Genomic DNA, 13,221 nt, shown 5'->3' on the forward strand with positions numbered 1-13,221 from the left:
GGCATTGCCGGGTAGCTAAGTTCGGAAGAGATAACCGCTGAAAGCATCTAAGCGGGAAACTCGTTTCAAGATTAGATCTGCCGGGGCCTTGAGCCCCCTGAAGAGTCGTTCAAGACCAGGACGTTGATAGGCAGGGTGTGGAAGCGCAGTAATGCGTTAAGCTAACCTGTACTAATTGCTCGTGCGGCTTGACCCTATAACTTTGACAGTCTCAACAGACAGGTTCAAGGTTGTTATGCCAAGTTGACGCATTCAAAAGACGCAGTTCGAACAAAGAGCTGTGCAACCATCTAAATTAAAGCTGATTTGCTCTATAAATTCGATGGGTTGTCCCTCGGGAACAATCCGTCAACAAGTTATGCCTGATGACCATAGCAAGTTGGTACCACTCCTTCCCATCCCGAACAGGACAGTGAAACGACTTAGCGCCGATGATAGTGCGGATTCCCGTGTGAAAGTAGGTCATCGTCAGGCTCTTATAGCCAGAAAACCCCCAGTGGATCGCGTGATCTACTGGGGGTTTTTCCGTTTCACAACCACTTCATCAAAAAATCTCTTCCCTTCAGATGTTGAGGTGATGGTGCATCATGCTGGATATGATTTCCGGGTTGTAGACTTGAAATTTCTGCGAATTTTATTTTAATTTGGAAAGATATAATTGATGCTATGTAGTTGCCGTACATGGTATGAGCGTTGTTGCGTTTTCCTAAGTGTTTAAACAAAAAAATTTGGGCGCTTAATTACACTTCACAAAAATGCGTTCCATTCTTTCTTCTGAAAATCTCTGGGCGGACATTCTCGCGGTCCGCGAACGCTCGCCACTCGTGCATAGCATCACCAATCTGGTGGTGATGAATTTCAATGCCAATGTGCTACTCGCTGCAGGCGCATCGCCCGTGATGGCCCATGCCCACGAAGAGGTGTGCGAGATGGTTTGCATTGCCCACGCGCTGGCGCTCAATATTGGTACGCTTGATCCCTATTGGGTTGAAAGTATGATGCTGGCGCTCGCGGCCGCCAAGGAACGTGGCATTCCTACCGTGTTTGACCCGGTGGGAGCTGGCGCGACAGTTTATCGGAACAGAACGCTGGAGCGTTTATTGGCTGTCGCCTTTCCCACTGTAATTCGTGGCAACTGTTCTGAAATCATGAGTACAGCTGGCTTTGCCGTCTCAACGCGGGGCATAGACAGCAGTGCTGTAGCCAGCGATGCATTGGCTGCAGCGAAGACTTTGGTGAATCGTAGCGGAAGCGTCGTGTGTTTCAGTGGTGAGGTTGACCATGTGCTTGATGACCATAACCGTTTGGCACGCTTGTTCAATGGCCATGCCTGGATGACGCGAATCACTGGCGTCGGTTGTTCAGCTACTGCATTAATCGGCGCATTCTGTGCCGTGCAACCTGATGCCTGGCGTGCAACCACGGCCGCCATGGCCTTACTTGCAATTGCAGGTGAGGTGGCGGCGGAGAAAGTTCAAGTACGAGGTCTGGGCGTGGGCAGCATGGCTGTTAGCTTGATTGATGAACTGCAATTGCTCGATCAGGCCACATTCGAAAGCCGTCTCAGGATGAAAGTGACTGTGTGGCAAGGCTAGACCCGGATGTTTTGCGCTTTTACATGGTCACGGATCAGTTGCTGATGCGCGGTCAACCTTTGGCTGACGTTGTCAGCGCGGCTGTAAGGGGCGGGGTCAGCTGCGTACAGCTACGCGAAAAACACCTGCCTGGCCGAGAGTTCCTGGCGCAAGCCTTGATGCTGAAAAGGCTACTGGCACCGCACCATGTACCGCTGATAATCAATGACCGTATTGACATTGCAATGGCCTGTGGTGCCGACGGCGTCCATCTAGGGCAAAATGATTTGCCGGTGTCCGACGCTCGCAAGCTGCTGCTACCGGATATTTTTATCGGTTGGTCAGTTGAGTCCATCGAAGACGTGCGGCAGAGCACCGGGTTGCCCCTGGATTATCTTGGCGTCGGTCCAATTTTTGCTACGGCCACCAAAACAGACACTAAGACTGACTGGGGCCTGAGCGGCTTGGCCAGGGTGCGCGCCGCCACTGCGCTGCCGCTGGTCGCCATAGGCGGCATTCACGCGGGCAATGCGGGTGACGTGTTGCGTGCCGGGGCCGATGGTCTCGCCGTAGTCAGCGCGCTATGCGCGGCAGACGACCCGCAGGCCGCCGCGTCACGCTTCAGATCATTGTGTGATGAGGAGATAAATGCACGACGAACTTGGTGGAGAAGTCGGTGATTGATGGCACTTTTGAATTTGAGTATCCCCGCGTGCTTTCCATCGCCGGGTCCGACAGTGGAGGTGGTGCCGGTATTCAGGCCGATCTGAAAACCTTTGCAGCGCTGGGTTGCTACGGCATGACGGCGATTACCGCCCTGACTGCCCAAAACACGCTGGGCGTGCGGGCCATTCATGGCGTCCCGCCCGCGATGCTGCGCGATCAGATTGATGCGGTTCTCGAAGACATCGGTCTGCATGCCGTCAAGATAGGAATGCTGCATGCTCCGGATATCGTGCAGACAGTTGCTCAGTCGATTGACCGCCATGCACTTCCAAACGTGGTACTGGATCCGGTCATGGTTGCCACCAGCGGTGCCGTCCTGATTGACAATCCGGCTATTGCTGAGCTGGTAAGCCAACTGTTCAGACGAGCCATCTTGGTAACACCTAACTTGGATGAAGCTTCGTTGCTGGTCGGTCGGCCGCTGGACAGCGAACAGGCGATGCAAGCGGCAGCGCAAGAATTGTTGGGCATGGGCGCAAGGGCCGTGTTGCTCAAGGGCGGGCATCTGGCCGGGACGGTGGTGAGCGATTTGTTGGTGACGCATACCGGTACAGTGCACTGGATGCGTGCGCCTCGCATCTACAGTACAAACACCCATGGCACCGGTTGCACGTTATCGTCCGCCATCGCTGCGTACCTGGCGCTGGGAGCCAGCTTGCTGGAAGCGGTACTGGCGGCGCGTGCCTTTGTGCGCGCTGCGCTGGAGGCGGGCGCGAAAGTGCGCACCGGTGCCGGAAGCGGGCCATTGAACCACAGCCATGCACCTCAGATCATGCGACTCAAACCGCTGCGCTCAGACGTGAAGGACTCGAGCGGGTGGCCCGGGCCAGTATAAAAGTCAGCATCAGCGTGGGCAAGGCGGCGCCCCAGCTGGGGGCGAGTTGCGCGCACAGATGGTAGCAGGCAACACCCAATAACCAGATCATGACCGCGCTGTAGTTGACCCGGCGTTCTGTCACGAGCGACGCTACATCGACCTGTCCGGCCAACCGAGCCAGGATGACGCCGTAGAGCGGCACAAACATCGAACTGAGCATCAGCAGGAACGGCTCAAGGCTGTGCATGGGCAGCACCAGCGCCAGTGCGGTGCATAACACCGCCAGCGCCATGCCCCAGCGTCGCACGCTCCAGCCGGGCTTGAGGCTGTGGCCGGACACCGACCCGGAGTAAAGGTCGCCGTAGGCGTTGTCTACCTCGTCGATCAGAATCAGTCCCAGCGCCAGAAGTCCGCCCTGCGCCAGCAAGAGCGCTGTAATCAGATCTGTGCTGGGCGTTGTCAGCGCAACCAGCAGACCCAACGCATAACACCAGATGTTCGCCACGGCATAGCCGAGCCATGTGCCGCGCAGCGCGTTGTTGCCGTCGCGGCCGTGGCGTGAAAAGTCAGCAACCAGCGGGAGCCAGGATACCGGCATGGCGATGACCAGATCAAGAGCCGAGAACGTGCTCATGCTGCCGTCACCAGCGCGGTGCCACAAATCGCTGAAGCCTTGGGCGTTCGCTCTGGAGAGAAACTGCCAGCTCAGCCAAAGCAAGGAGGCAATGACCAGCGGCAGCCCGTAGCGGCCAATAAATTTGCGCACCAGTTTGACCATGGAACCCGACAGCAAGGCGAGCAGCACAGCGCCCCAGAATAAAGTCGTCAGCACTGGCCACAAGCTTCCTGTAAAACCTGCGGACTGCCGCGCGATTGCCAGCGTGCCGTCACGCATGACGACCAGCTCAAAGGTGGTCCAGCCTATAAGCTGCACGATGTTGAGCAGCACAGGCACGCGTGCAAAGCTGCTGCCGTAAGTGGCATGCATCAGGCCGGCGCTCGACAGGCCGCTGTCGCAGCCGATTTTGGCCGTCCAGGCCAGCAAGCCCGCGCCAAGCACCGAGCCGCAGACAATGACCAGCATCGCTGCTTGGGTGCCAATCGCCGGCACCAGGTAAGCGCCGATCTGCATGACTAGCAGACCCACGCCCAGGCTCAGCCATAGCGCCGCATGATCGCGCCAGCCGAACAGCCGTTCGCCCGCCGGCAGGGGTATGAGCGCGGAGTTATCACCGCCTGGAGACGCGGAAGTGGAGGCCATCAACAGTTCCCTTCGTCAATGGCAGGGCGGCATGCAGGATGCCGCGGTTGAATGCAGCGGAGTACGGAACATGCTTCCCCGCGCGAGGCTTACCTCAATCAGGTTCATAGACAATTTCTCGGTCACCGCATTTACATTGCAGCAACCATAAGCCCAGCGAAAGTGCTCTTGCGAACACAGCTGGAATTGTAGAGGGCTTTCCTCGCGGAGCTTTCACCCCCGCTGAAGTCTGGAGAGGGCAGGAACGACGTGGAAAAAGTGAGAGTGATTTGCCAACAAAAAGGCCCGCATGAAGCGGGCCCGAATAAACCGTCGCCAATGACCGTCAGTCGAAAATCGGAGACTCCACACCCAGCACTTTGTGCAGTTTAGGGCTGGTCGTGGTGTACTGCAGGTGAATTTTCTTGTCCGGGAAAATGATGGGCGCAGCGCCAAACGCGGCCAGCGCGCACTCGTGAAAACCGCTCAAAATCAGTTTTTTCTTGCCAGGATAGGTGTTGATGTCACCGACCGCGAAGATGCCAGAAATACTGGTTGAGAACTTTTCGGTGTCGACCTTGAGCTGCTTGCGCTCGATGTCCAGACCCCAGTGCGCAATCGGCCCGAGTTTGGGTGAAAGGCCAAAGAACACAAGCATGACATCCAGAGGAACCACGCGGGTCACGCCATCGGCACCGGTCACTTTGGCACCGGTCAACACGCCGTCTTTTTCGTCGTAACCTGTGACTTGGCCGACGATGAACTGCATCTCGTAAGCATCGCAAAGCTCCTTCATTTTGGCAACATTGGAAGGGGCCGCCTTGAAGCCGTCGCGGCGGTGAATCAGGATGACGCTTTCCGCCTTGTTCGGGCCTTCGGCGACAAAATTCAAGGCCCAGTCAAGAGCGGAATCTCCGCCACCGACGATTACCAGATTCTTGCCTGCATAGTCGGCCGGATTCTTGACGCGGTAAAACAGCTGGCTATTGTCAAACTTTTCCAGCCCCTCGACCCGCAGCAGCTTGGGCTGGAAAGCGCCCACTCCGGCAGCAATGAAGATCGTCTTGGTCAGGAATTTCGTACCTTTGGAGGTTTCAACAAAGAAGCGGCCATCCTCTTGCTTCTCAACAACGCTGACTTCCTGGCCATAATGAAAGGTCGCTCCAAAGGGCTCGATTTGCTTGAGCAGGTTGTCGGTCAACTCCTTGCCAGTGCAGACCGGCACAGCGGGAATGTCATAAATTGGCTTGTCGGGGTAAAGCTCAATGCACTGCCCGCCAGGGTAGGCAAGCGAGTCGATGACGTGGGCCTTGATCTCGAGCAGGCCCAACTCAAACACCTGGAACAGGCCGACCGGCCCTGCGCCCACAATGACGGCATCGGTTTCGATGGGGCCGTCATGCTGGGCTGCGGTGTTGATCACTTCTTGAATCAATTGAGGTTCCATGTTTTTTGACGTGCTTTTTTGAAATCGATCGGCGGTGAATTGAGGGCAATGCGACGGGTCAGCGTACCAATTTGGACAATTTTTCGGTCTTGTCTTTCCATTCCTCGGCATCCGGCAAGGCTTCCTTGCGTTTGGTGATGCTTTTCCAGCCAGGCGCGTTAGTCAGCTCGGCATTGAGCTTGGTGAAATGCAGCTGATCTGACGGCAGATCTTCCTCGGCATAGATCGCGTTGACCGGACACTCGGGAATGCACACCGCGCAATCGATACATTCATCCGGGTCGATCACCAGCATGTTCGGGCCTTCGAGAAAACAGTCGACTGGGCAAACATCCACACAATCGGTGTATTTGCAGAGGATGCAGGAATCGGAAACGACGTGTGTCATGTTGTTTTGGCTAGTCGGTGAAAACCTTGGATTTTAGGGCAATGCTTCACAAGTCAAGTTGATGAAACTCATACCGTTGTAAATCTACGGGTTACGAAGGCAGGGAGTTAAAAAAATCATGCCTGTGCAAGTTGTGCTTTAAACGCTTTCGCCAGGGGTTTAAAAAGGTGAAGCTACAAAACGAGCACGGCGCCCGAGGTCTTGTGCGAGGCGGTATCGACCAGCACAAGCGAACCAAGGACACGCGAACGGGCATAGGGCAGGGTTGCCAGCGGCTCCTGCAGGCTTAGCTCGATATGGCCGATGGCGTTGGGGGGCAGTTCTCTGGCATTTTCTTCGGCCAAAGTATTGACATCGAGTTTGTGGACGATGCGCTTGATTTTGGCCTTGACCCAGCGATGGCCCTGCAATGCCCAGTAAATGCGGCCTGCGACCAGCGGCTCGTCGTCCATCCAGGCGACGGTAACGGAGAGCTCGCGTGATGGCATGAAAGTGTCGTCTGCCAGCAGCCAGTCACCACGCGACACATCTAGTTCGCGATCCAGCACGATACCCGCACTGTGTCCGGCCAGCACAGACTTGGGTTGGCGGGTGTGGTCGAGTACCTGCGCCACGACGGCGCTTTGTCCGCTCGGAAGAATGGTCACGGTCTGGCCAGGCTGCACGCCGCCGGTGGCAACGCGGCCCCAGAAGACGCGCCGGCCTTGCGAGGTGTCAGACGAGGAAGATGCGGTTTTCTCGACCCATTGCACCGGGAAGGCAAACGGCTCGGCGGTGTCTGCCACAGTACTTGGCAGCGTTTCCAGCAGATCGAGTAGCGAAAGACCCTCATAGCTGCACCAGCCGGGCTTTGCGTCGACGACGTTGTAACCCTTGAGCGCCGATACCGGCACCGTTGCCTTGACCGGAATTTTTGCAGCACTGGAGAATGCCTGTAGCGCGGCACTGATGTTCTTGAACGCCAGTGTGGCGTCTTCAACGGCATCAAGCTTGTTCACGGCAAACACAATGGAGGGAACGCGCAGCAAATTGACAAGCAGCGAATGGCGGCGGGTTTGCGCCAGCAATTCCATCGCCGGGTTCTTCCAGTCGAGCTTGGTAGCGTCGACCAGCACCACGGCAGCGTCCGCGCTAGAGGCTGCGGTCACCATGTTGCGGGTGTATTGCTCATGGCCGGGCGCATCACCAATGATGAATTTGCGGCTCTCGGTGGCGAAGTAGCGGTAAGCCACATCAATGGTGATGCCCTGCTCGCGCTCGGCCGAGAGACCGTCGGTCAGCAAGGCCAGGTCGGTGACGCCCGCACGCTGTACACCGGCAAGGTGGTCTTGTAGCACCGCCTTGCTGTCCACCAGCAGGCGGCCAATCAGGGTGCTTTTGCCGTCATCCACTGAACCGCAGGTGATGAATTTCAACGCGGAACGAGGGTCATTCTGGCCCGTAGTCTCGGCTATTCGGGCATTGCCAGCTATCAAATCAATAGTGCTCATCAGAAGTATCCGTCTTTCTTACGCTTTTCCATTGAAGCGTCCGAGGTTTTGTCGTCCATGCGCGTAGCGCCGCGTTCACTCACGTCGGCAGCCAGCGTCTCGATCACGATTTCGGCGGCGGTAGCGGCCGTGCTGTCAACCGGGCAGGTGCAGGTGATGTCGCCGACAGTTCGAAAACGCACAGTTTTTTCAATCACTTGTTCGCCATCACGCGCGGCTGTGAGCTCGGTTACCGGCACCAAGAGCCCTTTACGTTCCACCACCTCGCGCTGGTGCGCATAGTAGAGCGAGGGCAGGGCGATCTGCTCGCGTTCGATGTATTGCCACACGTCAAGCTCGGTCCAGTTGGAAATCGGGAACACGCGAAAATGTTCGCCCGGCTGCAGCCGGGTGTTGAACAGTGTCCACAGTTCAGGGCGCTGCGCCTTGGGTTGCCACTGGCCGAAGCTGTCGCGGTGCGAAAAGATGCGCTCCTTGGCGCGCGCCTTTTCTTCGTCGCGGCGCGCACCACCGATCAGCGCATCGAAGCGAAACTCGTCAATCGCCTCCAGCAGCGTGACCGACTGGTGCACATTTCGCGACTCGCCCGGATGGGCCAGGCGCACGGTGCCGCGTTTCATCGAGTCCTCGACATTGCGCACGATCAGCTCGGCGCCCAGTTCCCTGGCGCGCAAGTCACGGAAATCGGTCACTTCGATGAAGTTGTGGCCCGTGTCTATCATCAGTAGCGGGTAAGGTATGCGGCCGACACCGAAAGCTTTCTCGGCACACTTAAGCATCACCAGGGAGTCCTTGCCGCCCGAAAACAGCAGCGCCGGGCGCTCGAAGGCGGCAGCGACTTCGCGCAGGATAAAGATGGTTTCTTCCTCGAGCGCATCGAGGTGGGAATTGCTCAGCGTGGCCAGCAATTGAGGTTCTGCTCTAGCGTTCATGCGGGTATTTCTCGGGTGGGGATGATGCTGGAAAGCGGTTCAAATGCGGCGGGTTCTTCGGCTTCATGACTGCCGTCGGCGGCAACGTGCAGGCCGCACTCTTTGGCGCTTTCCTGCTCCCACCACCAACGGCCGGAGCGGAAATCCTCGCCCAGCGTCACCGCCCGGGTGCAGGGCGCACAACCGATGCTGGGGAAAAACTGGTCATGCAGCGGGTTGTAGGGAATTGCGCTTTGCGAGATGTAATGCCAGACATCGCCCCAGGTCCAGGCGGCAAGCGGATTGATCTTGGCGCGGTCTTCCTGCTGTTCGACGTCATGCACTTCGGCGCGCGCTGTGGATTGCTCGCGGCGCAAGCCGGTCAGCCAGCCTCTTTTGCCAGTCAGGGCGCGCTCCAGTGGCTCCATCTTGCGGATATGGCAGCACTGCTTGCGCAATTCCAGGCTCTTGTACATGGCCTCGGCACCGTTGGCCCGTACAAAGGCTGCGGCGACGGTGGCATCGGGGCGGTAAACCGCCACCTTGAGCGGATAGCGCGCTTCGATGCGGGCAACCAGCGCCACGGTTTCAACATGCAGCATCCCGGTATCGAGCACAAAGATGCTGGCGTCGATGCCTGCTTCGTGCAGCAAATGAGTGACCACCATGTCTTCAGCACCGAGGCTGGAAGCCTGGGTCAGGGGTGAGTAAGCGGCGGCAGCAGATTTGAGCAGCGCCAGGCTGTACGCGAGCTTTTGCGCAAAATCCGGCGACGGCCTGGCGTAAAGGGAGATGGCACCCATGTTTTGGCTTTCAGACAGTGGCAGCGGTGATGAAATGCGGACGCGTGTCTTGCGCATCGCCCTGGTATTTGCCGACTTCATAGCCGGGGTAGCTGGCCAGTACGCGCTGCGCAACGGCGGGGTCCTGATCAGCACGCAGCACGGCCACGTCAAAACCGCTGCGCTGCATTTGCGGCAACTGGTCGACCAGTACATCGCCGGTGGCGCGGATCTCTCCCCTGAACCCAAGGCGCCGGCGCAGCAAAAACGCCTGGCTGAAAGCCCGGCCATCGGTGAACTTGGGGAAATTCAGGTCGATGCGATCAACCCCATCCAGCGACAGCTCGAGCGGGTTGGCGTCATTCGCTAAAACAGTGACATTTTGGTCATTTGTCCAGTTTTTATCGGCATTGACAGCTATTAATTTCATAGTAATTACCTACTTTTCAGGACAACAGTAACGGCGCCTCAGGCGACACATTTTTCGGCTGATTCGGCGCGGCTGGCGCTGAAACGCGCGCCATTGGCGGCGGCCTTGAACGGGTCGTTGCCGATTCGGCGCAGGGTCGTGATAAAGGTTTCCCGGCCTTCGCGCAGCTGACGGTAGGTGTCCAGCACGGCTTCAATCACCTCGGGAACTTCAGCGGCAGAAAACGACGGCCCAACGGTCTTTCCCGGCGTGGCCGCGCCAGACAAGTTCGAGCCATCTGCGCCGCCCAGTGACACCTGGTACCACTCCTTGCCGTCCTTGTCGACGCCGAGAATGCCGATGTGGCCGCTGTGATGGTGACCGCAGGAATTGATGCAACCGCTGATGTGCAGGTCAATCTCGCCCAGATCGTGCAGCTCGTCCAGGTCCTGGTAGCGCTCGGTGATGGCTTCAGCAATCGGAATTGATCGCGCGTTGGCCAGCGAGCAAAAATCACCGCCGGGGCAGGTGATCATGTCGGTCAGCAGCCCGATATTGGGGCGGGCAAAGCCGGCCTTGCGGGCCGCGCGCCACAGCTCGGGGAGCTCGGCGAAGCGCACCCAGGGCAACAGCAGGTTCTGCTCATGCGTGACACGGACTTCACCGGCGCTGAAACGGTCGGCCAGGTCGGCCGCGATGTCGAGCTGCTCGGCCGTGGCGTCGCCAGGTGCCTGGCCCAGGCGCTTGAATGACAGCGACACGGCGCGCAGGTCGGGGTTTTTGTGCAAGGCCACATTTTGCTTGAGCCAGCGGCCAAACTCGATGTCGTCTTCCGCTGCGGCGCGCAGTAGGTTCGCCATCTCGGCATCTGCCGTCTTGCGGGGGCAGCTGAGCGTGGGCGGCTCGAAGCAGGCGGCCACGCGGTCGAATTCCTGTTGTGTGATGAGGTGAGGCGCGCCGTCCTGCTCAATGATTTGCGTAAATTCGGTCTCAACCTGGTCGATGTAGCGCTGGCCCTCAGCCTTCACCAGGATCTTGATGCGGGCTTTCCAGACGTTGTCGCGCCGGCCGTAGCGGTTGTAGACACGAATCACCGCTTCGAGGTAGTTCATGACCTGGTTCCAGGGCAAAAACTCACGCACTACGGTGCCAATCACTGGCGTGCGGCCCATGCCGCCGCCGACCAGCACCTTGAAGCCGAGCTCGCCCGCTTCATTGCGCAGCAGCTGCAGGCCGACGTCGTACCAGGCAATGGCCGCGCGGTCTTCGACGGCGCCATTGATGGCGATCTTGAACTTGCGCGGCAGGAAAGCGAACTCCGAATGCAGCGTGCTCCACTGGCGCATGATTTCGGCAAACGGCCTGGGGTCCGCAATTTCGTCGGCAGCAATGCCGGCGCGCGCATCGCTGGTAATGTTGCGGATGCAGTTGCCGCTGGTCTGGATGCCGTGCATGTTGACGCTGGCCAGCAGGTCCATCACGTCGGCCGACTTGTCCAGCGGAATCCAGTTGTACTGCACGTTGGTGCGGGTAGTGAAGTGGGCATAGCCTTTGGTCAGCCTGGTATGCACAGTCTGGCCGTTTTTCAGCGGAATGGCGCCCAGCTTGTCCTGGGTGGCTTGCGCTTGTTCAAGCAAAGCCGCATTCGGCTGGTCATATTCGCGGGCGATTTTGGCCAGCACGCGCAGCTGGTTGCTGGAGAGCTCGCCATAGGGCACGGCTACGCGCAGCATGGGCGCATAGCGCTGCACATACCAGCCATTTTGCAGGCGCAGCGGCTTGAATTCGTCTTCGGACAGCTGGCCGTCCTGCCAGCGGGTCAGCTGGTCCCGGTATTGGCCGGCACGGGCTTTCACAAACTGGCGGTCAAATTCGGTGTATTGGTACATGGATGTTGAAGGTCAAATGAAAGTCGTTGGGGAATTGGATGGAAATCAGATGGAAATAAGTTTTACGCCAGCGTAAGCCAGCAGCACGGACAGCAAAGAACGGATGACGCGTTCAGGCGTTTTGCGCATCAGTTGCGAGCCCAGCCAGATGCCAGGCAGTGAGCCAGCCAGCAGCTTGACCAGCAAAGGCCAGTCGACCGACCCAATCGAGGCGTGGCCCAGGCCGGCCACCAGCGTCAATGGCACCGCATGGGCAATGTCCGCCGCCACAATGCGCGGCAGAGGCAGGGCCGGGTACAGCAGCATCAGCACGATCACGCCGATGGCGCCGGCGCCAACCGAGGTGAGCGTCACCAGCGTGCCGATCACGGCGCCAAACAGGACCGGCAAGGCCCAGTGGCGAGCGCGCGTGGCCCGGGCAATCAATTCAGGCGCGATCTGCGCTGGCGACACTTTGCCGCGCAGCACTTTGTAGAGCGTGGCGCTGGCCGTCAGCAGCAGCGCCAGGCCTAATGTCGTGGTCATGAGCGCCTGGGTGGCCGGGTTGGCGGGGCCGAGACGCTGCAGCAAATACAGGGTGAGAAGTGCTGCGGGGATGCTGCCCAAAGCGGTCTGCCCGACAATACGCCAATCAATCACCCGGGCGCGCGCCAGGCTCACGGTGCCGCCCATTTTGGTGAAGGCCGCAAAAAGCAGGTCGGTGCCAATAGCCAGGTGCGGCTTAACGCCGAAGACAAAGATCAGCAGCGGCGTCATCAGCGAGCCGCCGCCCACGCCGGTCAGTCCCACCACGAGGCCAACGGCAAAGCCAGCGAACACAAAAGCAAAATCATGCATGGCGGAAAATGTAATGGCGCCGCTTATAAAACCAAACTACAGATTTGTTCTTCCTTTATGCGGATAAGCTTATTTGCCAGTGTTCATGCGGGCTGGCGCCAGATTCAGCGGCGCGGCTGCCTGAACTCAAGGTTCCGCGCCCCGATGACGCAGCCACGGGCCAGTCAGCTTCGCGGTACAGTCTGTTTTTTTGACGACGCCGGCTCGCGCACTCGCTCGACCCGCGCACCGAAACGTCTACTTCTGGAGAAAACCTTGAAATTCATGAATTCCGTGCTGCTGGGGGGCTGGTTGCTGGTCCTGGTGGCGGGCGCGCACGCCGCCTCGGATACACCCATCAAGATTGGCGAAATCAACAGCTACTCGACCATGCCGCAGTTCACCCAGCCGTACCGCCAGGGCTGGCAGCTCGCCGTGGAAGAAATCAATGTGGCTGGTGGCCTGCTCGGGCGAAAGATCGAAGTGATTGCCCGGGATGACGGCGGCAAACCCGAGGAGGCGCTGCGTCACGCCATTGAGCTGACCTCCAAGGAAAAAGTCGACGTTCTGGCGGGCGGCTTTTTGTCCAACGTCGGGCTTGCGCTGGCCGACCATGCGCAGAAAAACCGGCGGGTATATATTGCCAGCGAGCCCTTGAGCGACGCCCTGGTCTGGGACAAAGGCAACCGCTACACCTTCCGGCTGCGCCCCAGCACCTATATGCAGGCCGCC

Annotated in this window: 13 protein-coding genes and 2 rRNA genes; 6 read left to right on the forward strand and 9 right to left on the reverse strand. The window is 58.6% G+C overall.

Going from position 1 to position 13,221, the window contains the following annotated elements; translation table 11 throughout:
- The 5 genes from HHJ19_RS02925 to thiD form a co-directional block, all read left to right on the forward strand.
- A 23S ribosomal RNA gene (locus tag HHJ19_RS02925) occupies positions 1-196 on the forward strand; the annotation flags it as partial.
- A gap of 165 nt (positions 197-361) precedes the next feature.
- A 5S ribosomal RNA gene (gene rrf, locus HHJ19_RS02930) occupies positions 362-474 on the forward strand.
- Positions 475-755: 281 nt separating this feature from the next.
- Positions 756-1,595 carry a hydroxyethylthiazole kinase gene (gene thiM / locus HHJ19_RS02935; protein ID WP_296903896.1) on the forward strand — a complete coding sequence of 280 codons (840 nt, stop codon included), beginning with the start codon at positions 756-758 and terminating at the stop codon, positions 1,593-1,595.
- The gene (gene thiE / locus HHJ19_RS02940) at positions 1,583-2,254 is read left to right on the forward strand and encodes a thiamine phosphate synthase (RefSeq protein ID WP_296903898.1); all 672 of its coding nucleotides are present in this window, start codon (positions 1,583-1,585) and stop codon (positions 2,252-2,254) included. Before thiM ends, thiE begins: the two co-directional genes overlap by 13 nt.
- Entirely contained in the window at positions 2,251-3,135 is an 885-nt protein-coding gene (gene thiD, locus HHJ19_RS02945; protein ID WP_296903900.1) for a bifunctional hydroxymethylpyrimidine kinase/phosphomethylpyrimidine kinase, read from the forward strand. The genes thiE and thiD overlap by 4 nt, the downstream gene beginning before the upstream one ends.
- On the opposite strand, the gene HHJ19_RS02950 is transcribed toward thiD, so the two are convergent.
- The 9 genes from HHJ19_RS02950 to HHJ19_RS02990 all read right to left on the reverse strand — a co-directional run bounded on the left by HHJ19_RS02950 (position 3,080) and on the right by HHJ19_RS02990 (position 12,510).
- Positions 3,080-4,378 (reverse strand): cytosine permease, encoded by a 1,299-nt coding sequence (locus tag HHJ19_RS02950; RefSeq protein WP_296903902.1) that lies wholly within the window; start codon positions 4,376-4,378, stop codon positions 3,080-3,082. The two genes, thiD and HHJ19_RS02950, sit on opposite strands and share 56 nt — an antisense overlap.
- 325 nt (positions 4,379-4,703) lie before the next feature.
- A complete protein-coding gene (locus tag HHJ19_RS02955; protein ID WP_296903904.1) occupies positions 4,704-5,804 on the reverse strand; it encodes an NAD(P)/FAD-dependent oxidoreductase in 1,101 nt (366 codons plus the stop codon).
- A gap of 58 nt (positions 5,805-5,862) precedes the next feature.
- Complete coding sequence (gene fdxA / locus HHJ19_RS02960) at positions 5,863-6,192, reverse strand: ferredoxin FdxA (RefSeq protein ID WP_296903906.1); 330 nt, start codon at positions 6,190-6,192, stop codon at positions 5,863-5,865.
- A gap of 173 nt (positions 6,193-6,365) precedes the next feature.
- The gene (locus HHJ19_RS02965; protein WP_296903908.1) at positions 6,366-7,682 is read right to left on the reverse strand and encodes a GTP-binding protein; all 1,317 of its coding nucleotides are present in this window, start codon (positions 7,680-7,682) and stop codon (positions 6,366-6,368) included.
- Positions 7,682-8,614, reverse strand: a complete 933-nt coding sequence (cysD, locus tag HHJ19_RS02970; RefSeq protein ID WP_296903910.1) for a sulfate adenylyltransferase subunit CysD — start codon at positions 8,612-8,614, stop codon at positions 7,682-7,684. Before cysD ends, HHJ19_RS02965 begins: the two co-directional genes overlap by 1 nt.
- Positions 8,611-9,396, reverse strand: coding sequence for a phosphoadenylyl-sulfate reductase (locus HHJ19_RS02975; RefSeq protein WP_296903912.1), 786 nt, complete (start codon positions 9,394-9,396; stop codon positions 8,611-8,613). The genes cysD and HHJ19_RS02975 overlap by 4 nt, the downstream gene beginning before the upstream one ends.
- Positions 9,397-9,406: 10 nt before the next feature.
- The gene (locus HHJ19_RS02980) at positions 9,407-9,805 is read right to left on the reverse strand and encodes a DUF934 domain-containing protein (protein WP_296903914.1); all 399 of its coding nucleotides are present in this window, start codon (positions 9,803-9,805) and stop codon (positions 9,407-9,409) included.
- 38 nt (positions 9,806-9,843) lie between these two features.
- Positions 9,844-11,673, reverse strand: a complete 1,830-nt coding sequence (locus HHJ19_RS02985; RefSeq protein ID WP_296903916.1) for a nitrite/sulfite reductase — start codon at positions 11,671-11,673, stop codon at positions 9,844-9,846.
- 45 nt (positions 11,674-11,718) lie between these two features.
- The gene (locus HHJ19_RS02990) at positions 11,719-12,510 is read right to left on the reverse strand and encodes a sulfite exporter TauE/SafE family protein (protein WP_296903918.1); all 792 of its coding nucleotides are present in this window, start codon (positions 12,508-12,510) and stop codon (positions 11,719-11,721) included.
- A 264-nt stretch (positions 12,511-12,774) separates the two neighbouring features.
- Between HHJ19_RS02990 and HHJ19_RS02995 the strand changes: the two genes are divergently transcribed.
- A partial coding sequence (locus HHJ19_RS02995) for an ABC transporter substrate-binding protein (RefSeq protein ID WP_296903920.1) occupies positions 12,775-13,221 on the forward strand: 447 nt, incomplete at its 3' end.

The organism is Polaromonas sp., assembly GCF_012927415.1.
Lineage (GTDB): Bacteria > Pseudomonadota > Gammaproteobacteria > Burkholderiales > Burkholderiaceae_C > Polaromonas.